Genomic DNA, 19107 nt, shown 5'->3' on the forward strand with positions numbered 1-19107 from the left:
ATACCATGTTTGATAAATCAGTCACCCTTTCTTCATACGACCCGGATGTGTGGTCTGCCATCCAGGACGAAGACCGCCGCCAGGAAGAGCACATCGAGCTGATCGCCTCGGAGAACTACACCAGCCCGCAGGTGATGGAAGCTCAGGGTACCAAGTTGACCAACAAGTACGCCGAAGGTTATCCGGGCAAGCGCTACTACGGTGGCTGTGAGTACGTCGACAAGGTAGAAGCCCTGGCTATTGAGCGCGCTAAAGAGTTGTTCGGTGCCGACTACGCCAACGTGCAGCCGCACTCTGGCTCCCAGGCGAACGCCGCGGTATACCAGGCACTGTGTGCCCCGGGTGACACCGTACTGGGTATGAGCCTGGCCCACGGTGGCCACCTGACCCACGGCGCCAAAGTTAACTTCTCCGGCAAGATCTACAACGCGGTGCAGTACGGCCTGAACGCCGAAACCGGTGAAGTGGACTACGACGAAGTTGAGCGCCTGGCGCTCGAGCACAAGCCGAAGATGATCGTTGCCGGCTTCTCCGCCTACAGCCGTATCATGGACTGGGCACGTTTCCGCGAAATCGCCGACAAGGTAGGCGCCTACCTGATGGTCGACATGGCGCACGTAGCCGGTCTGGTTGCCGCGGGCGTGTACCCGTCTCCGGTTCCTCACGCAGACGTGGTGACCTCCACCACCCACAAAACCCTGCGCGGTCCGCGTGGCGGCATCATCATTGCCAAGGCCAATGAAGAGATCGAGAAGAAGCTGAACAGCGCGGTATTCCCGGGCGGCCAGGGTGGCCCTCTGATGCACGTGATCGCGGCCAAAGCGGTTTCCTTCAAGGAAGCCATGAGCCCCGAGTACAAGGACTACCAGCAGAAGGTTGTTGAAAACGCGCGCGCGATGGCAGAGACCTTCCTCGATCGCGGTATCAACATCGTTTCCGGCGGTACCGACGACCACCTGATGCTGGTGGACCTGATCGGCAAGGAGTACACCGGTAAGGATGCGGACGAAGCCTTGGGCAACGCCAACATTACTGTAAACAAGAACGCGGTACCGAACGACCCGCGCTCCCCGTTCATCACCAGTGGTCTGCGTGTCGGCACCCCGGCCATCACCACGCGCGGTTTCGGTGTGGAAGAGACCAAGCAGCTCACCAACTGGATCTGTGATGTGCTGGACGCGCTGGAGAAGGGCGATGCGGATGCAACCATTGCCGATGTGAAGGCGAAGGTGCTCAATATTTGCGCGAAGTTCCCAGTTTACAAAGGCTGATATCCAGCAGTTTCGTATCAAAAAGGCTCCTTTTAAGGGGCCTTTTTTCTTTGTATCGCAATCAGATTAAAAAATTGTCTCCTTGGGCTATAAAACAGACTACTGATTCTGTTTTAATACGCGCCCTCTAAAGCCGAAGTGAACTTCGGGTCTGTATTTTGGCGCCCTTCGGCGCAGTATTTGCTTAGTGTTTTGGCGGCATCAGGGAAGTGTTGCTGATTAACGGTCTGCGCAAGCGGCCGCTACTTTCGGGTCCGAGCGGTTTCAGGATTCGAGGCTTTGCACGTGTGGCGGGAGTGCCGCGGCAAAGCGCTGAAGCCACCGCGCAGCACGGCTGCGGAGCGAGAGTAAAGCATGCGTCCAGTATCCAATTTGTTGGTCACCCTGACCGCCGTTTTTGCCTTCAGCCTGGCTGCCCAGGCGCGCGAGTTGCACTTTGCCAACTGGTCGGAATCGATCGCCGAAGACACTATTGCCGATTTTGAGGCGGCTACCGGCATCAAGGTGCATTATTTTGAATTCGACGATATCGAAGAGCTCGAAGAGGTTTGGTTAAACCAAGGCCGCCGCTTTGATGTGATCGTTCCGGGTTCGGATAACCTTCCCAAATATATTGCCTCCGGCCAGCTGCAGAAATTAGACCGCGATCGTATCGACAATTGGTCGCAAAACGACCCCAAATTTATGCAGCGCCTGTCCCTGTTTGACCCGAGCAATGAATACGCGATGCCTTACCTGTGGGGCACCGTGGGTATCGGCTATAACGTGCAGGCAGTAGAGAAGGCTTTCGGTGGCACCCTGCCGGAAGATAGCTGGGACCTGCTGTTTGACCCGGAAAATCTCAGTAAGCTCGACCACTGTAATGCAACCCTGATGCGCTCACCGGAAGAGATCTTCGATGTTGCGCTCAAGTACCTGGAGAAAGACCCCAACTCCATGAGCATTGCCCACCAGTACATGGTGGCCAACCTGCTGTCCAAGGTGCGTTTGCACATCACCGATTTCGATTCCGGCGAATATGTGGAAGATCTGGCCAGTGGTGAGCGCTGCATTGCCCACGCTTGGAGTGGTGATGTTCTTGTGGCCCAGCAGATGGCGGAAGAAGCGGGTAAGGACTTTGATATTCGCTATGTGATGCCGAAAGAGGGCTTCCCGCTGTGGATCGATGTAGTTGCCATGCCGTCGGATGCGGCCAATGTTGACGCTGCTTACCAGCTTCTCAATTACCTGATGCAGCCCAGTGTCATCGCCAATATCAGTAACGAAACCCAGTATGCCAATGCGAACTTGGCTGCTCAGGATCTGGTAGACCCGGCATTGCTGAGCAATCCGGCAGTGTACCCACGCCCGCAGGAGTTGGAGCGTACCTGGATTCCGGCGGCTACTAAGTCCCGCGTGCTTACTCTGCGCCACAAGCTTTGGCAGCGTATTATCGAGCGCGAAAACCTCTAATTGAGGGCCACAGGCTCGATGGGCAGTTTTGCGTGGCTATGAGCGAGGAGGCGATTTTAGACCGAATGTCAGAGGTGCTAGAATCGTCTGCCTTGCAGAATGGAGCCTCGAATGAAGCTGACTCAGGTTAATAAGGTCATGCAGCGTGCCAGCGAGCGCTGCAGTGAAAATGGCGTGCGTTTTACCGAAAAGCGCCAGAGTATCCTGAGGTTGCTGCTGAAGTCGCCCGCTCCGCTTTCCGCCTACGAAATCGTCGACCTCTACCGGGAAGAAACCGGCGAGACCATCCAGGGAATGTCCGTCTACCGGATGCTGGATTTTCTGGTAGAGAATGCCCTGGCGCACAAGCTAGTTTCCGCCAACAAATTTGTCGCCTGCTCACATATCGCCTGCCACCATGAGCACGAGACTCCGCAGTTTTTGATTTGTGAAGGCTGTGGTGCGGTGAAAGAAATTGCGGTTAAAGGCGAGGTGGTAAAGACCCTGCGCAAGGGCGCCGCTGACGCGGGGTGGCAATTGTTGAGCCCGGCGCTGGAGCTGCCCTGTCTCTGCGATCGGTGCGCCGCCTAGCCGAACCTATCTCTGCCCCCGTAGATTTCTTTACCCAGAATTCGGCCCTGCACATGCCCCTCGTTGGGCCCGAATAGCGGGGAAATAGCACTTATGTGTTAAACTGCGGCCCACTTTTTCGAGGGCCCTCTCCCCATGCACTGTCCCTTCTGCAGCGCAGATGAAACCAAAGTCGTAGATTCCCGCCTGGTTGCCGATGGCGACCAGGTACGCCGCCGTCGTGAGTGCCTGCAGTGCCACGAGCGCTTCACCACCTTTGAGACTGCCGAACTGCTTCTGCCTCGGGTAGTGAAGCAAAACGGCCATCGCGAGCCCTTCAATGAAGACAAGTTGCGTGCCGGTATCCAGCGCGCGGTAGAAAAGCGCCCGGTAAGCACCGAGCGAGTGGAAGCTGCGGTCGCCCAGATCAAGCACTCCCTGCAGGCCACCGGCGAGCGCGAGCTGCCCGCGCGGCATATCGGCGAGCTGGTGATGGAGCAGCTGCGTGAGTTGGATCAGGTGGCTTTCGTACGGTTTGCCTCGGTATACCGCCGTTTCGAGGATGTCAGCGATTTCAGTGATGAGATTGAACGCCTGAACACGCCCCACGAGAAATCACCAGGGGAGGTCAAGTAATGGCCTTTAGCCCCAGAGAGTTGATGGCCCGCGCGGTTCAATTGGCGGAGCGCGGCCTCTACACCACCATGCCCAACCCCCGTGTGGGCTGTGTCATCGCGGATGCAGACGGCAATATTGTCGGTGAGGGCTGGCACAAGCGGGCCGGTGAGCCCCATGCGGAAATCGAAGCCCTGCGGGATGCCGGAGAGCGGGCGCGCGGCAAAATCGCCTACGTCACCCTGGAACCCTGCAGTCATACCGGTAAAACCGGCCCCTGCGCCGATGCCCTGATCGCCGCTGGCGTGGCCAAGGTGGTGTTCGGTATGGAAGACCCCAACCCCAGTGTCAGTGGCAACGGGTTACAAAAACTGCGCGATGCGGGCATTGAAGTGGAAGGCCCATTGCTGGAAGAATCCTGCCGGGCACTGAACCCCGGGTTCATCAAGCGCATGACCCTCGGATTGCCGCTGGTGCGCAGCAAATCTGCCATGAGCATCGACGGCCGCACCGCCATGGCCAGTGGCGAGTCCAAATGGGTCACCGGACCGGCGGCGCGAGCGGATGTGCAGGCGCTGCGTGCGCGCAGCTGTGCGGTGGTCACCGGCGTGGATACGGTGCGTTACGACAACCCGAATATGAATGTGCGCCCGGAAGAGATGGCGCTGCCGGCGGAGCTGGCCGCAGCTTCCGCAGAGAAGCAGCCGTTGCGGGTCATCGTCGATAGCCAGCTGCGTACCCCCGCCAAGGCCTTTATTTTGCAGGGGGATGCCCCCACATTGGTGGTCACAACCGATGCTGCGGACCCCGAGCGCCGCGCGCGCCTGGAGAAGGCCGGTGCCGAGGTACTGGTGCTGCCTGCCGATAAGGAAGGCCGTGTGCATCTGGGTGAATTGTTGCAAGAGCTCGCCCGACGCGAGTGCAATGAGGTGCTGGTCGAGAGTGGCGCGACCCTCTCTGGCGCCTTTATGTACCAGGGCCATGTGGACGAGATCATCGTCTACATGGCGCCCAAGATACTTGGCTCCAGCGCCCGGCCGCTGTTTGAGCTGCCAATCGAGCGTATGGGCTCCATGCTGCCCATCACCATTACCGATATGCGGGCGGTTGGCCACGACTGGCGGATTACCGCGACCACCGATATCGAGCGCTAACCGCCGGTTTGGGTTAGCAACAGGTAGTTAAAAGGTAACTGAATTGTTTACTGGAATCGTTGAAGCCGTAGGTGAGATCGTTGCCCTTCAGCCGAAGGACGGGGACCTGCGCCTGCGCGTAAAGACCGGCAAGCTTGACCTGTCTGACGTCAAACTGGGCGACAGTATCGCCACCAATGGTGTTTGCCTGACCGTGGTCGACCTGCCTGGCGATGGCTACTGGGCCGATGTGTCCGCAGAAACCCTCGCCGTCGCCACCCTGCAGGACTGGACGCTCGGTGACAAAGTGAACCTGGAAAAGGCGCTCACGCCACAGACCCGCCTCGGTGGGCATATGGTGAGCGGCCACGTTGACGGTATTGGTGAAGTAGTCTGGCGCAAGCCCGCTGCCCGCGCCGAGCAGTTCCGCCTGCGCGCACCGGCAGAGCTGGCCAAATACATTGCTCACAAGGGCTCAATCACCATCGATGGCACTAGCCTCACCGTAAACGCGGTGGATGGCGCGGAATTCGAACTCACCATCGTGCCACACACCATCGCGGAAACGGTGATTGGCGGTTATCAGGCGGGTACCAAGGTGAACCTGGAGGTCGACCTGATTGCGCGCTACCTGGAACGGCTACTCTTGGGGGATGCCGCGGCCGAGCCGAAGAGCGACGGTCTGACCATGGAATTCCTTGCCCAGCACGGTTTTTACAAGGCCTGAAGCGAAAAGACATAAACGTACGGGTCCCAAAGGCACCGACGACAATATTGAGAGAGTTATGGAACTGAATAGCGTTGAAGAACTGATCGACGATATCCGTCAGGGCAAAATGGTTATCCTGATGGACGACGAAGATCGCGAGAACGAGGGTGACCTCGTCATCGCCGCCGAACAGGTGCGCCCGGAAGACGTCAACTTTATGGCCACCCACGCCCGCGGCCTGATCTGCCTGACCTTGACCGGCGACCGTTGTGAGCAGCTCGACCTGCCGCTGATGTCCCGCGACAATGGCGCTCAGTTCAGCACCAACTTCACCGTCTCTATCGAAGCTGCCGAAGGCGTTACCACCGGTATCTCCGCCGCCGACCGCGCGCGCACTATTCGCGCGGCCGTTGCCCGCAACGCCAAGCCGTCCGATATCGTGCAGCCTGGCCACATCTTCCCGATCAAGGCCCAGCCCGGCGGCGTACTGAGCCGCGCCGGCCACACCGAAGCCGGCTGTGACCTGGCTCGCCTGGCCGGCTTCGAGCCCGCCGCCGCCATCGTCGAGATCATGAACGAAGACGGCACCATGGCCCGTCGCCCGGACCTGGAAAAGTTCGCCAAGCAGCACAACCTCAAGATCGGCACTATCGCCGACCTGATTAACTACCGCGCCCTCAATGAAAAAACCGTTGAGTGCGTGAACGAGCGTCGTGTACACACCGAGTTCGGTGAATTCAAACTGCGCACCTATCTCGACAAAGCGCGCCGCGAACGCCACTTCGCTTTCAGCCTCGGTGACTTCAATCCGGAAGAACCGACCCTGGTGCGGGTACACGTCGCCAGCACTCTGCGCGACGTATTCAGCCTGCGCCGCGGCGACGAAAAGTACGAACCGTGGACTTTCCGCAGTGCGCTGAAAAAGGTCAAGGAAGAGGGCAAGGGTGTCGTGGTGGTGATTTGCCACAACGAAACCACCGATGAAATTGAAGAGAGCATCGACTGGCTGATCAGCGGCAAGCAACAGCGCCCGAGTCAGGATCTGGTGTACAAGCAGGTAGGTACCGGCTCGCAAATTCTGCGCGATCTGAAAGTGCGCAAAATGCGTTTGATGAGTGCGCCGTTCAAGTTCAGCGCAATTTCCGGTTTCGATCTGGAAGTTGAAGAATATCTGAACGCGGAAGAAATTTAACGCTTCGCAAAGCAAACGAAGTAGAAATCGAAGGCGTGGTGCCACGCCGCCACTGCGATAGACCCTAAGTGCTAACAGGGCATGCAGTGAACTAGCAAAAAATGGAAAGAGACCATGAGCAAGATCAAAGTTATTGAAGGGGATTTCGTAGGTAGCACCGGAAAGTATGCGCTGCTGGTGAGCCGCTGGAACAGCTTCGTTGTAGAGAGCCTGAAAGACGGCGCGCTGGACACCCTGCGTCGCAAAGGCATTAAAGAAGAAGATATCACCATTTACTACGCCCCAGGTGCTTTCGAATTCCCGCTGGCCGCGCAAAAAATTGCCCAGAGCAAAAAGTTTGACGCCGTCATTGCACTGGGTGCAGTGATCCGCGGCGGTACCCCGCACTTCGAATACGTAGCTGGCGAATGTACCAAAGGCCTTGCCCAGGTATCCATGGACACCGGCATTCCTGTGACCTTCGGTGTCCTCACCGTAGACTCCATCGAGCAGGCCATCGAACGCTCCGGCACCAAAGCCGGCAACAAAGGCTGTGAAGCCGCGGAAACCGCCCTCGAAATGGTTTCCCTGCTGGGCAAAATCTAAACCGGACTGAATTGAAATGACCGTAACCGCATCTGCCCGCCGCAAGGCTCGCCATTACGCCATGCAGGCCCTGTATCAGTGGCAAATGGCTGGCTCCAATTTGAATGCTATCGAAGCCGAGTTTCGTACCGACAACGATATGAGCAAAACCGACGTGCCGTACTTTCACGAGTTGCTGCACGGCGTAGCGAAGAATCTCGACGAGGTTGAAGGTATCTATACCGAATACCTGGACCGAGACGTGGAAGAGCTCGACCCGGTGTCGCGCGCGCTGCTGCGCATGTCCACCTTCGAGCTGAAAAACCGTATCGACGTTCCCTACAAGGTCGTGATCAACGAAGCCGTTGCCCTGGCGAAAAAGTTCGGCCCTACCGATGCGTTCAAGTTTATTAACGGCATTCTCGACAAGGTTGCAGCGAAAGAGCGCAGTGTCGAAGTAAAGGCCGATAAGGGCTAAATTGCGCATGCCCGGCCCCGGTGAATTTGAACTGATTCGGGAGTACTTTTCCTCCCGCTTTCAAACCGAGGGCCAGCCCAATTCTGGCGCTCAGGGTTATGCAAACCAGAGTGTGGTGTTGGGTATTGGCGACGACTGCGCGCTGCTGAATCCCCCCACCGGTAAAATTCTCGCCACCAGTGTGGATACCCTGGTGGCGGATGTGCACTTTCCTGCAAGCGCCGATCCCTTCCGTATCGCCAGCCGCGCGCTGCGCGTCAATCTTTCGGATCTCGCTGGGATGAACGCGGAACCCCTGTGGTTTACGCTTGCGCTGACGTTACCCGAGAGTAACCCGGATTGGTTAGAGCCGTTCGCACGCGGACTTGCGGAGACGGCACACGCGTATGGAATAACGCTGATTGGTGGCGACACAACCAAGGGGCCGCTGTCGATCACCATTCAGGTCACCGGTGCCTGTGACGTGCCACTGCGGCGCGATGGCGCGAGTGCTGGCGATCACATTTTTGTTTCCAACACGCTGGGTGCCGGCGCCGCCGCATTGCCCATTGTGCTGGGTGATATCGAAGGCAGTCCCGAACAGCAACAGCAAACCGAGGCGGCCTATTATTTCCCGGAGCCGCAATTCGCGGTGGCCCGAGCCATTGGCAAATACGCCAGTGCCGCACTGGATATTTCAGACGGCTTGCTCGGGGATCTCGGGCATATCTGTGAGGCCAGTGGTCTCGGCGCCGAGCTGGATCTGGAGCGTTTGCCGATAGCGCCATTGGCGCAGAGTGTAAAAGGCGAGCGCGCCCTGCAAACCGCGCTTACCGGCGGAGATGACTACCAGCTCTGCTTTACTGTTCCCGAGCAGCATTTGCGTGCACTGGGTGCACTGCAGCTGCCGATTACTGCCATCGGCCGTATGAATACGGAAAGCGGCGTGCGTTGTCGATTGCATGGCGTGGACTGGCAGCCCAGCGGCACCAGTTTCCAACACTTTTAAGCGGTGGAGAATAACAAAAGTATGAGCACCAATTCGACGACAACACCGCCCCCTACACCGAAGCCCACGCCCACCATGGCTGAGCTCCTGCGCAGCCCGGTGCTGTTTCTCGCGTTTGGGTTTGGTTCCGGCCTCGCCAAAAAGGCGCCCGGGACTTTCGGGACCCTTGCCGCGGTTCCCCTCTGGTACGGCCTGCAGTTTCTATCGCCGCTGGCCTATCTGGCGGTGCTTGTTATCACCTTTGTCGTAGGTTGCTACCTGTGTGGCGCCGCGTCCAAGAAGCTCGGCGTGCACGACCACGGCGGTATCGTGTGGGACGAATTTGTCGGCTACTGGCTCACCATGTTCATGGCCCCGGCGGGCTGGCTGTGGGCCCTGTACGGATTTGTGCTGTTTAGAATTTTCGATATCGCCAAGCCGCCACCCATCGGCTGGGCCGACCGCCGTGTGCACGGTGGCTTGGGGATCATGCTGGACGATATACTGGCAGGAATTTACGCCGCGCTGGTGTTGCAGGGCACGGCTTATTTGATTCACACACTCTGAGGCGGGATGCCCATGAAGCTGCGCGGTTTATTCATACTCGCTGTCACGCTGTTAGTGCCAGCCATTGCCGGCGCACAGGATGTGCGTTTGCAGGCGATTTTCGGCACCAGCGCCATGTTTGAGGTGAACGGCAAACAGCGCCTGCTGAAATCCGGTAAAACCTCACCAGAGGGGGTGACACTGGTGTCGGTAACCAGTGAGTACGCGCTGGTGCGTATTGATGGGCGGGAGCAGAAGCTGACTCTGGCAGCGCCGGTAGCGGCAAACTATGCCGAGGCCCAGCGGGCCGAAGTGCGCCTTAATCCGGACAGCCGCGGTCATTACAGCACCACGGCATGGATTAATGGGCGTCGTGTGAATGTGATGGTGGATACCGGTGCCACAAGCATTGCGTTTAATTACCCCACGGCAAAAAGCCTGGGGCTGGACCTGTCGCGGGCAAAGCCCATGACGGTTTCTACCGCCAGCGGCGTGGAAAAAGCATACAGGCTGCAACTGGCGAGCGTCACCATTGGTGGCATCACTGTACACAACGTGGACGCTACCGTACTGGGTAGCGATTTTCCCAGCGTGACACTGCTGGGCAACAGTTTTTTGAGTCGCGTGGATATACAGCAGCAGGGTGGACTGTTACTGCTGCGCGCGCGCAATTGATGACGATTTTGATGGATCGCGAGGTATCAGCTTGACCATTCGCTATGTGGAGTCTTCCAAACTGCCAACGTCTTGGGGCATGTTTGAGATGCACGGTTTCGAGGAAGTGGAGAACGGCAAGGAACACGTTGTTCTGAGCATGGGAGATCTCGACACAGATGCACCGGTGCTGGCTCGTATCCACTCCGAGTGCCTGACCGGTGATGCGCTTTTCTCGCTGCGCTGCGACTGCGGTGCGCAGTTGCAGTATGCATTGCATCGCATTGCCACCGAGGGGCGGGGTGCGGTGTTTTACCTGCGTCAGGAAGGTCGCGGCATTGGTTTGTTGAATAAGATTCGTGCCTACCATCTGCAGGATGCGGGCGCCGACACCGTTGAAGCGAATGAGCAGCTCGGCTTCGGTGCGGATATGCGGGATTACTCGATCCTGAAGCCGATGATTGATCACCTGGGCATCAAGTCGATACGCCTGATGACAAACAACCCGCGCAAAGTAAAAGCGCTGCAGGATCTCGGCGTAGATGTGGCCGAGCGGCTTCCCCACCAGTCCGGGCGTAACCCGCACAACGTCAATTACCTCTCCACTAAGAAGGGCAAATTGGGGCACCTGTTTGACGGCGATGAAAACCCTGACAAGTGATCGCTCGCGCGGACTTTGCCAGATGGAAGCAGGTGACTGCGAGCGGTTTTCGTTGTCACAAACCTTTCATAAAAACGTCATGTTAAGGAAACGGGAAAACGCCAATCTATAGGCGAGCAAGATACTGATCCCGCGCAAAGCTCAGGAAGAGCAAGCGAAGCACCTAAGGACTGCGGGATCACCAAAGGTGTCTATACTCGTAGTTATCTGATCGCTGAAGGTCGAGAAAGGTGATGTACCGTCAGCGCTACGATATAGAAAGCCGGCTTTTGCCGGCTTTCGTTCGTTCTGTGGCTAGGAAAATATTTCTGGCGCCGGCATTACGTTTTTGGCGGGTAAACAAGGCTCACTTGTCCGCGGCTGTTGCAGTTACTTCCAAGGCCTGTTAGGTTGTACGAAATTTCACCAGTGGAGAATGGTTCATGAGTGTATCCAATTTCCGCCGGACCAGCTGCGACTGATATTTCCGTTTCCAGTCCTTCTGCCCGGCAAGTTCCTATTGTCGGGTTTCGTTTATTCCATCGAAACCCCAACTGATCGTGCCCAGACATTGTGTTCTGCGGCCAAATCATACGTGCCCGCAGCCTTTCTCAGAGTGAGGAAGGGTGATGTGACGGGCACCACTGAGGGTTTAGGACATTGAGTAAATCCCTGATTTCACGTCGCCCAACATTTCGGCGTGGCGCCTCTGCAGCTGGCGCAACAACACCTGCAATTAGCGTATCCCCACTCCAGCAGCTGGGTTGGAAGCCCTTTTTTCAGCAGCAGCTGAGTCTCGACGAGCTAAACGACTGCCAGCCGGTGAAGGTGATGGCGGTACATCGCAGCCAGATCGAAGTATCCGGCGAGTCGGGAGAGGAGACCGTATTGGTCAGTGGCGCACTGTTTGAAGATGCGGCAGAGCGTCCCACGGTTGGCGACTGGCTGCTGCTGGCACGCGACAGCCGCAAGCCTGTACGCCGGCTGGAGCGCAGTAGTCTGTTCAAGCGCATGGCACCGGGTGCCAAGCAGGTTCAGCTGATTGCGGCCAATGTGGATAACGTACTGATCGTTTCCTCCTGTAACCAGGACTTTAACCTTTCGCGGGTAGAGCGCTATCTGGCACTAGTGAAGGAAGCGGGTTGTCGCGCCTGTCTGGTGCTGACCAAGGCGGATCTGGATGAGAACCATGATCGGTTCCACGATGCGCTCAAGGGGCATGGCGACCTGCCTGTGGAGTTGATAAATGCTTTGGATAGCGCAAGTGTTGCGCCGCTGCGGGAGTATTGTCGGAGTGGCGAGACTCTGGCTTTGCTCGGTTCCTCCGGGGTGGGCAAGTCCACTCTGCTGAACAGCCTTGCGGGAACCGAATTGGCGGTAACTGCCGGCATTCGTGAAGACGACAGCAAGGGGCGCCATACCACTCGTCATCGTGCGCTTTACCCGATTGTGGATGGCGGTCTGATTCTGGACAGCCCGGGTATGCGCGAGCTGGCGCTCGCGGATATCCGTGAGGGGCTGGAGGAAACCTTTGCGGACATCACTGCGCTGTCGGATATGTGTCGTTTCGCGGACTGCGCTCACGAATCTGAGCCGGGCTGTGCGGTGCAGCGAGCGATCGAGGCCGGTGAACTGGATGCGCGCCGCCTGCACAACTGGCGCAAGCTGGAAAGGGAAGTGGCGCGCAATAGCAAAACGCTGGCGGAGTCGAGGGCGGCTGACCGCTCGTTGAGTCAGCTGTATCGCTCGGTGCAGAACCATGCGCGTGCGAATAAAAACCGCACATGAGGTTGCAACCGAATTCAGCCACACAAAAAAAGGGCCGCGTTTGTGGCCCTTTTTTTGTCTGAGAAATTAGTTGAGTGCTGCCTGCCCCGCCGAATCATCCGCAGGCGCGGCCTGACTCAGGCTGCCCCCCTGAGATTCGATCCAGCGATTCATACGCGCCTCAAGTAAATTGAGCGGCAGTGCACCGGCGCCCAACAGCGCGTCGTGGAACTGGCGAATATCAAAGTTGTTGCCGAGGGCTTCTTCCGAGCGTGCGCGGATTTCCAGAATCTTCAGCTGTCCCACCTTGTAGGCAAGCGCCTGTCCCGGCCATACAAGGTAGCGATCGATTTCCACCACCACATCATGCTCGGGCTTGGCACTGTTATCCATGAAGTAGCGAATGGCTTCGTCGCGGCTCCAACCCAGCTGATGCATACCGGTATCGACTACCAGGCGCACTGCGCGCCACATATCGTAGGTCAGCGCACCGAACTCACTGTAAGGGTCTTGATACAGGCCCAGGTCATAGCCGAGACTTTCGGAGTAGAGTCCCCAGCCTTCCACATAACCGGTGTACATCTTGGTGCGACGCAGCGGGTGAATATCCTGCTGTTCCTGCGCCAGTGCAATTTGCAGGTGGTGCCCGGGGACGGCCTCGTGCACGGTCAGCGCTTCCATTTCCCAGATGGGACGGCTTTTCAGGTTGTAGGTATTGGCGAAGAATACCCCGGCGCGCCCGGTTTCCATCGAGCCCGGCTGGTAATAGGCGGTGGTCTGGGATTTCTCCGAGTACTCCGGAATCCGTTTAATACCGTAGGGCAATCTTGGCAGCGTGCGGAACAGCACGGGGATTTCACCATCAATGCGCTTGGCGATATCCCGATATTGCTTCAGCAGATCTTCACGGGTTGCGTGATAGAACTGCGGGTCGTTGCGCAGGAAATCGGTGAACGCCTTGAAGTCACCGTCAAAGCCGGTCTTTTCAATAATCGCATCCATCTGTGCGCGAATGCGGCGCACCTCGTTGAGACCGATCTGGTGGATCTCTTCCGGGCTCAGGTCCGTGGTGGTCTGCTTACGCACCTTGTGCGCGTACCAGCGGATACCGTCGGCGTTTTTGGTGAAGGCCGTTTCGGTGCTCGCCTGCGGGATGTATTCCCGTTCCATAAATTCGGCGAGTCGCTGCCAGTTTGGCACCAGTGACTTGCGGTAAATATTATGTGCCCGTGCACGCAGTCTATTCTTGCGCGCCTCGGCAATGCTCGCAGGCATGTTATTAAATGCCTTGAGCAGTGGGCTCCGTGCCGGATCTTGCGGAATCAGTGCGCGAATCTGGCCGGGTAGATCACGCAGGGTGATTTGCGGTGGCGTGAGCTTCTGCTTCAGGCCAAGCTCCATCAAGATCTTGGTCTGTTCGATCAAGCCCGGCAGTTTGTCGAGTCGTGCGAGAATATTTTCATAGTCCGCAGCGGTGCGCTTGGGCATTGCATTCAAGACTGCTGGCACACTGCGCTGGATGCCACTCATATGATTGATCGGCAGCAGATGCTCGGGGAACTGGTAGCCGCGCACCTCTAACAACAGGTCTTGGTACAGCAGCTGATAGTCGAGCTTTTCGCTATCGCTGAGCTTGTCTTCGTTTAGCTGGCGACTGGTAGCCAACAGCTTGCGCGTCTGGCCCTTGCGGCGCTCAATACTCTTGAGGGATTGATCGGTCCAGTCGCGCTCCACGCCGGGGTAGCCCTGGTAGGTCGCATTCTCTGGATAGCTTTCCATGATCCAGCGGTACCGCAGGTCCTGCAGCGCGCTCAGCTTTTCGCTGGCGCCAGTTTTCGGCAGCGCCTTCATGGCTTTGTCGAAGTCGCGCTTCTCCATTGCTTGCGAGTTTGTGCTGGCAAGTATGATGGCAGCGGATAGTGCGACGAACTTAGGCTTTAAGATATTTTTGACTGCTTGGCTTAAGGACATTGTACTGCCTGTCTCTTATTGTCTTTGACGTGTTCCACGCGGTAGCTACAGCGCGAAAATATAAGAAGTTAAGACGGGATGCAGGGCAACTCTTTTCGGAAGCGTCGGCGACAGGGACGTCGCCGACGCAGCTTACAGGGATGTATGTACAGCGGTTCCGAAAAGAGTTGCCCTGTGGCCCGGTGCCACTGCGGTCGTGTCCGAAGCTCTTCATGGGAGCTTTGCTCGACATGCAGTGGCGGCCGAGTATCAGGTACGGATTTTCAGGACCGGGCTAGGCGCCCCCCTTAAACCCATCCGTGGGCGCTTCGGCGCAAACATCCTGTTTGCGACGATCCTGAAAATCCGTACCCGACCCTCGGCCTTCGTTTTGAAGTTCTTTGCTTCGTTAGCGATTAATGTTGTTGTAACTTTTAAATCGCAGCAGCTTGTCCGTTGGACTGCGCCCGATGCATTTGGCTCTGGCGTTCGCGAATTTGTTCTTCGATGCCTTTGGCGTCGAGACCAATTTCTTTGAGCAGTTTCGGGTGCTTACCGTGCTCAATAATTTTATCGGGCAAGCCCAGTTGCAGAAGCGGTACCGGGATGATGCGCTGATTCAGGTACTCCGATACCGCACTGCCGGCACCACCAGCGATGGTGTTTTCTTCCAGCGTGACCAGCAAATCGTGGCTGTCCGCCAGTCGGTCGATCAACTCCTCGTCCAGCGGTTTCACCCAGCGCATATCTACCAGGGTCGCGCCGAGTTTTTCTGCCGCTTCACGGGCCGGCGCCAACAATGTACCGAAACTCAGGATGGCCACATTGCTGCCTTCCTGAACAACGCGCCCTTTGCCAACAGGCAGAGCGGTCATGTCTTTTTCAATCTCGATGCCGGGGCCAGTACCGCGCGGGTAGCGCACGGCGGATGGGCCATTGTGCAGATAAGCGGTGTAGAGCAGCTGGCGGCACTCGTTCTCGTCGGACGGCGCTGCAATGACCAGGTTCGGCAGGCAGCGCATAAACGTCAGGTCGAAGCTGCCAGCGTGGGTCGGGCCGTCCTCACCGACGAGGCCGGCGCGATCGATGGCAAAGGTCACGTCCAGATCCTGGATCGCCACGTCGTGCACCATCTGGTCGTAACCGCGCTGCAGGAAGGTCGAGTAGATCGCCACCACCGGCTTCTGCTCTTCACAGGCGAGACCGGCGGCCAGGGTCACGGCATGTTGCTCGGCGATGGCCACATCGTGGTAGCGCTCCGGGAAGCGCTCGGCAAATTCCACCATGCCGGAGCCTTCACACATAGCCGGGGTGATAGCCACCAGCTTGTCGTCCTGCTCGGCCATATCACACAGCCACTGACCGAAGATGTCCTGGTACTTGGGTCCTTTCTTCTTCGCGGTTGCCGCCGCTTCGGGCGATACCGCGACCTGCACCTTGGGCTCCGGTTCCAGCTTGTTCAGCGCGTGGTAACCCACCGGGTCTTCTTCCGCGGGGCCAAAGCCCTTGCCCTTGGTGGTGACTACGTGCAGCAGTTGCGGCCCTGGTTGATTGCGCAGGTTACGCAGGGTGTGCACCAGGTCCTGCATATTGTGGCCGTCCAGCGGGCCCACATAGTTAAAGCCCAGCTCTTCAAACAGCGTGCCGGGCGTAATCATGCCTTTTACGTGCTCTTCGGTACGGCGTGCCAGCTGCCATGCCTTGGGGATAGCCGACAGGATCTTGCGGCTTCCCTCGCGCATGTTCAGGTACGTCTTACTGGCGAGAATACGCGCGAAGTAGGTGGCGAGGCCGCCCACGTTCTTGGAGATCGACATGCGGTTGTCATTCAGCACCACAAGCATGTCTTTGCCGGTGTGTGCGGCGTGGTTCAGCGCTTCAAATGCCATACCCGCGGTCATGGCGCCATCGCCAATCACGGCGACAACCTTGCGCTCATCCGGGGAGCCCAGCGCCATACCCAGTGCGGCACTGATGGAGGTGCTGGAGTGGCCGACGCCGAAGGTGTCGTAAGGGCTTTCGCTGCGCTTGGGGAAGCCGGACAGGCCGCCCTGCTGGCGCATGCTCAGCATCTGCTCGCGGCGGCCGGTAAGAATCTTGTGTGGATAAGTCTGATGGCCCACATCCCACACCACACGGTCTTCCGGGGTGTTGTAGATGTAGTGCAGGGCGACGGTGAGCTCGACCACGCCCAGACCTGCGCCAAAGTGGCCGCCAGTCTGGCCTACGCAGTAGAGCAGGTATTCACGTAATTCGGTTGCCAATTCTGGCAGTTGTTTTTCCGACAGGGCGCGCAACTGGGCTGGCTCGTCAATCTGGTCGAGCAGCGGAGTCTGCGGGCGCTGGCGGGGGATCTCGTCGAACATCAAGGGTCCTGAATCGGGCAGCCCCAGGCGCCGTACGCTTACGCGAAGTCGAATCGGCGGCCTAAGGTATCAATTGCAACTGATATAAGAAGGGAATTGTATGCCCCTCGCGGGGAGATTGCATCCTGCGCGGCGCACGGCTCCCCGGTCAATGCTCAACCCGTTGTCCCGCAGCGCCCGATAGCCCCTTCCATCTCGTTAAAGCCACCCCAGTATCAGGTAGATGCCCAGTAACAGCACCACACCGGCCACCATGCTACCGGTGAGCCAGTTGCGGGCCATGATGCCGTCGGCGCGGTGGTGGCTGGCAACGCCTTCCACCAGGCGCGCTACGCCGCCAACCGCGGCGCTGCGCAGGCGGTTGTCCAGCGCAAACAGACGGTTGAACAAACCGCGCAGGGCGTCCGGTACCAGCCGGCGGTAAATCCACTCCACGTCCAGGTTCACCGAGGGCAGCTCCGGTGGGTAAAGGTGGCGCAGGTTCAGCCACACGAATGCGAGTGCGGAGAAGAACAGCAGCTGTAGCTGGGTCAGTACATGGGTGACGTCGTAGGGGGTATACGAAATCTCGTAAGGCAGCAGGCTATACAGCGCCTGTGGGTAAATACCGATGACCAGGCACAGCGCCGCCGCAATGCTCATGGCAATCAACATGTTCACCGGCGGTTCGCGTGCCGGCAGCTTGGCGTCGTGAGCGAAGAAGGCGAAGTAGGGGATCTTGATACCCGCGTGGTGGAACACGCCCGCAGAGGCGAACAGCAGGATCAGCCAAACCCAGTCGTAGCCGTTCTTGATCGCCGCACTCATCACCATGGACTTGCTGACGAAACCGCTGAACAGAGGGAAGGCCGAGATGGAGGCAGCACCGATGATGCACAGCACCGTGGTTTTGGGCATCTTCTTGTAGAGGCCGCCCAGTTCCGAGCCGTTGATCTTGCCGGTGACATGCAGCACCGCACCCATGGACATAAACAACAGGCCCTTGAAGATCACATCGTTAAACGCGTGGGCCACGGCGCCATTGATCGCGAGCGAGGTGCCGATACCAATGCCCACCACCATAAAGCCCAGCTGGTTGATCAGGCTGTAGGCCAGTACCCGGCGCAGGTCGTTTTCGATCACCGCATAGAAAATCGGGAAGCAGGCCATGGTGGCGCCGATGTACACCAGCAGCTCGGTGCCAGGATAGGCGCGGGCCAGTGCATACACCGCCACCTTGGTGGTGAACGCGCTCAGGAATACGGTGCCGGTGGGGGTGGATTCGGGGTAGGCGTCGGTAAGCCAGTTGTGGAAAAACGGGAAGGCGCACTTGATGCCGAACGCGAGGAAGATCATCCAGCTCGCCGGGTTGTCGAGGACGTTGCCATCGAGCCCGATCTGACCGAACTCTAGGGTGCCATGAGTCTGGCCGTAAAAGATGATTCCGCCGAGTAGCAGCAACCCGGAGAGGATGTGCAGGGTGAAGTAGCGCAGCCCCGCTACATAGGCGCGGCCGCTGCGGCGCGCCCACACCAGGAATACCGAGGTCAGCGCCAGCAGTTCCCAGAAAATAAACAGGGTCAGCAGGTCGCCGGCAAACACGGCTCCGAGGGCACTGCCGGCATAAAGCATGCTGGCCACCTGTTGCAGGGTGTCGCGCACATGCAGGGCATAGATTACCGAGATAAGTGCGGCAATATGGAAGAGGTAACCAAATAGCAGGCTCAGCTTATCGGCTTTGAACAGCAGTAAATTGAAATCGAGAATGGCGTAGTGCCCAAACTCAATAGCTGCACCGCCGGCGCCCAGCAGCCACAAATTGGCGAGGCCAACTACAGGTACCGCGATAAACAGCACCGCGCGCATCCAGCCGCGCAGAAACAGCCCGAGCGCAGCAGCGATAAAGAACGGAATAAACGGGGCAACTTCAAACACGCTGATGCCCTCCGCTCACAGAGGTGTTGGTGTCTTCATGCGATAACGCATCAATGCCATCACTGTCATCGTTGTTGAGGTCGGTCAGTTCCCGCTTGTCGTAATAGTCTTCCGGGCGCATCAGGAAGGTACGCATCCATTTCGCTGCAAATACCAGAATCACACAGCCGACAAAGCCGTAGATGGGATAGAAGCCGGGCAGGCCCTCAAAGCGGAACTCTGTGTGGCGATGCACGACAAAATCCGCCGCAAACAGCAGGGCACAGATAACGTAGAACACCCGCAACATATTGTGGATGTTGTTTGGATTGTCGAAGAAATCCTGTTTTTCACCACTCAT

At 58.0% G+C, this 19107-nt stretch carries 18 protein-coding genes; 14 read left to right on the forward strand and 4 right to left on the reverse strand.

What is annotated here, in order from left to right; translation table 11 throughout:
- The first annotated feature begins 5 nt into the window (after positions 1–5).
- The 14 genes from glyA (at position 6) to rsgA (ending at position 12558) form a co-directional block, all read left to right on the forward strand.
- Positions 6–1271, forward strand: a complete 1266-nt coding sequence (gene glyA, locus KUV22_RS07520; RefSeq protein WP_222229851.1) for a serine hydroxymethyltransferase — start codon at positions 6–8, stop codon at positions 1269–1271.
- Positions 1272–1625: 354 nt separating this feature from the next.
- Complete coding sequence (locus KUV22_RS07525) at positions 1626–2723, forward strand: extracellular solute-binding protein (RefSeq protein WP_222229853.1); 1098 nt, start codon at positions 1626–1628, stop codon at positions 2721–2723.
- 111 nt (positions 2724–2834) lie between these two features.
- Positions 2835–3293 carry a Fur family transcriptional regulator gene (locus tag KUV22_RS07530; RefSeq protein WP_222229854.1) on the forward strand — a complete coding sequence of 153 codons (459 nt, stop codon included), beginning with the start codon at positions 2835–2837 and terminating at the stop codon, positions 3291–3293.
- A gap of 135 nt (positions 3294–3428) precedes the next feature.
- Complete coding sequence (gene nrdR / locus KUV22_RS07535) at positions 3429–3908, forward strand: transcriptional regulator NrdR (RefSeq protein WP_010131713.1); 480 nt, start codon at positions 3429–3431, stop codon at positions 3906–3908.
- Positions 3908–5041 (forward strand): bifunctional diaminohydroxyphosphoribosylaminopyrimidine deaminase/5-amino-6-(5-phosphoribosylamino)uracil reductase RibD, encoded by a 1134-nt coding sequence (gene ribD, locus KUV22_RS07540; protein WP_222229855.1) that lies wholly within the window; start codon positions 3908–3910, stop codon positions 5039–5041. Before nrdR ends, ribD begins: the two co-directional genes overlap by 1 nt.
- 43 nt (positions 5042–5084) lie before the next feature.
- A complete protein-coding gene (locus tag KUV22_RS07545) occupies positions 5085–5747 on the forward strand; it encodes a riboflavin synthase (RefSeq protein ID WP_222229856.1) in 663 nt (220 codons plus the stop codon).
- Positions 5748–5805: 58 nt separating this feature from the next.
- Complete coding sequence (gene ribBA, locus KUV22_RS07550) at positions 5806–6921, forward strand: bifunctional 3,4-dihydroxy-2-butanone-4-phosphate synthase/GTP cyclohydrolase II (protein ID WP_077400609.1); 1116 nt, start codon at positions 5806–5808, stop codon at positions 6919–6921.
- Positions 6922–7035: 114 nt separating this feature from the next.
- The gene (gene ribH, locus KUV22_RS07555) at positions 7036–7506 is read left to right on the forward strand and encodes a 6,7-dimethyl-8-ribityllumazine synthase (protein WP_010131707.1); all 471 of its coding nucleotides are present in this window, start codon (positions 7036–7038) and stop codon (positions 7504–7506) included.
- A gap of 16 nt (positions 7507–7522) precedes the next feature.
- A complete protein-coding gene (gene nusB / locus KUV22_RS07560; protein ID WP_222229857.1) occupies positions 7523–7963 on the forward strand; it encodes a transcription antitermination factor NusB in 441 nt (146 codons plus the stop codon).
- A gap of 7 nt (positions 7964–7970) precedes the next feature.
- Positions 7971–8951 (forward strand): thiamine-phosphate kinase, encoded by a 981-nt coding sequence (gene thiL / locus KUV22_RS07565; RefSeq protein ID WP_222229858.1) that lies wholly within the window; start codon positions 7971–7973, stop codon positions 8949–8951.
- 21 nt (positions 8952–8972) lie between these two features.
- Complete coding sequence (locus tag KUV22_RS07570; RefSeq protein ID WP_222229859.1) at positions 8973–9497, forward strand: phosphatidylglycerophosphatase A family protein; 525 nt, start codon at positions 8973–8975, stop codon at positions 9495–9497.
- A gap of 12 nt (positions 9498–9509) precedes the next feature.
- Positions 9510–10151, forward strand: a complete 642-nt coding sequence (locus KUV22_RS07575; protein ID WP_222229860.1) for a retropepsin-like aspartic protease family protein — start codon at positions 9510–9512, stop codon at positions 10149–10151.
- 31 nt (positions 10152–10182) lie between these two features.
- Entirely contained in the window at positions 10183–10791 is a 609-nt protein-coding gene (gene ribA / locus KUV22_RS07580; protein WP_222229862.1) for a GTP cyclohydrolase II, read from the forward strand.
- A 639-nt stretch (positions 10792–11430) separates the two neighbouring features.
- The gene (rsgA, locus tag KUV22_RS07585) at positions 11431–12558 is read left to right on the forward strand and encodes a ribosome small subunit-dependent GTPase A (RefSeq protein WP_222229864.1); all 1128 of its coding nucleotides are present in this window, start codon (positions 11431–11433) and stop codon (positions 12556–12558) included.
- A 66-nt stretch (positions 12559–12624) separates the two neighbouring features.
- Here rsgA and KUV22_RS07590 read toward each other — a convergent pair whose 3' ends face one another.
- The 4 genes from KUV22_RS07590 to KUV22_RS07605 all read right to left on the reverse strand — a co-directional run bounded on the left by KUV22_RS07590 (position 12625) and on the right by KUV22_RS07605 (position 19107).
- Complete coding sequence (locus KUV22_RS07590) at positions 12625–14415, reverse strand: DUF885 domain-containing protein (protein WP_222229866.1); 1791 nt, start codon at positions 14413–14415, stop codon at positions 12625–12627.
- Between the two features lie 506 nt (positions 14416–14921).
- Positions 14922–16853 carry a 1-deoxy-D-xylulose-5-phosphate synthase gene (gene dxs, locus KUV22_RS07595; RefSeq protein WP_222229868.1) on the reverse strand — a complete coding sequence of 644 codons (1932 nt, stop codon included), beginning with the start codon at positions 16851–16853 and terminating at the stop codon, positions 14922–14924.
- A gap of 198 nt (positions 16854–17051) precedes the next feature.
- On the reverse strand, positions 17052–18767 hold the full coding sequence (locus KUV22_RS07600; RefSeq protein WP_222229870.1) for a Na(+)/H(+) antiporter subunit D: 1716 nt from the start codon (positions 18765–18767) through the stop codon (positions 17052–17054).
- Positions 18760–19107, reverse strand: a complete 348-nt coding sequence (locus KUV22_RS07605) for a hypothetical protein (protein ID WP_222229872.1) — start codon at positions 19105–19107, stop codon at positions 18760–18762. Before KUV22_RS07605 ends, KUV22_RS07600 begins: the two co-directional genes overlap by 8 nt.

This window comes from Microbulbifer agarilyticus, from assembly GCF_019800665.1.
GTDB lineage: Bacteria > Pseudomonadota > Gammaproteobacteria > Pseudomonadales > Cellvibrionaceae > Microbulbifer > Microbulbifer agarilyticus_C.

Bases quoted from the DNA above. Each gene is read 5' to 3' on its own strand.
- thiL (WP_222229858.1), top strand. From the start codon at position 7,971: ATGCCCGGCCCCGGTGAATTTGAACTGATTCGGGAGTACTTTTCCTCC.
- ribBA (WP_077400609.1), top strand. From the start codon at position 5,806: ATGGAACTGAATAGCGTTGAAGAACTGATCGACGATATCCGTCAGGGC.
- KUV22_RS07525 (WP_222229853.1), top strand. From the start codon at position 1,626: ATGCGTCCAGTATCCAATTTGTTGGTCACCCTGACCGCCGTTTTTGCC.
- KUV22_RS07590 (WP_222229866.1), bottom strand. From the start codon at position 14,415: ATGGAGAAGCGCGACTTCGACAAAGCCATGAAGGCGCTGCCGAAAACT.
- glyA (WP_222229851.1), top strand. From the start codon at position 6: ATGTTTGATAAATCAGTCACCCTTTCTTCATACGACCCGGATGTGTGG.
- KUV22_RS07530 (WP_222229854.1), top strand. From the start codon at position 2,835: ATGAAGCTGACTCAGGTTAATAAGGTCATGCAGCGTGCCAGCGAGCGC.
- nusB (WP_222229857.1), top strand. From the start codon at position 7,523: ATGACCGTAACCGCATCTGCCCGCCGCAAGGCTCGCCATTACGCCATG.
- KUV22_RS07605 (WP_222229872.1), bottom strand. From the start codon at position 19,107: ATGAGTGGTGAAAAACAGGATTTCTTCGACAATCCAAACAACATCCAC.
- ribH (WP_010131707.1), top strand. From the start codon at position 7,036: ATGAGCAAGATCAAAGTTATTGAAGGGGATTTCGTAGGTAGCACCGGA.
- dxs (WP_222229868.1), bottom strand. From the start codon at position 16,853: ATGTTCGACGAGATCCCCCGCCAGCGCCCGCAGACTCCGCTGCTCGAC.
- ribD (WP_222229855.1), top strand. From the start codon at position 3,908: ATGGCCTTTAGCCCCAGAGAGTTGATGGCCCGCGCGGTTCAATTGGCG.
- KUV22_RS07575 (WP_222229860.1), top strand. From the start codon at position 9,510: ATGAAGCTGCGCGGTTTATTCATACTCGCTGTCACGCTGTTAGTGCCA.
- nrdR (WP_010131713.1), top strand. From the start codon at position 3,429: ATGCACTGTCCCTTCTGCAGCGCAGATGAAACCAAAGTCGTAGATTCC.
- KUV22_RS07570 (WP_222229859.1), top strand. From the start codon at position 8,973: ATGAGCACCAATTCGACGACAACACCGCCCCCTACACCGAAGCCCACG.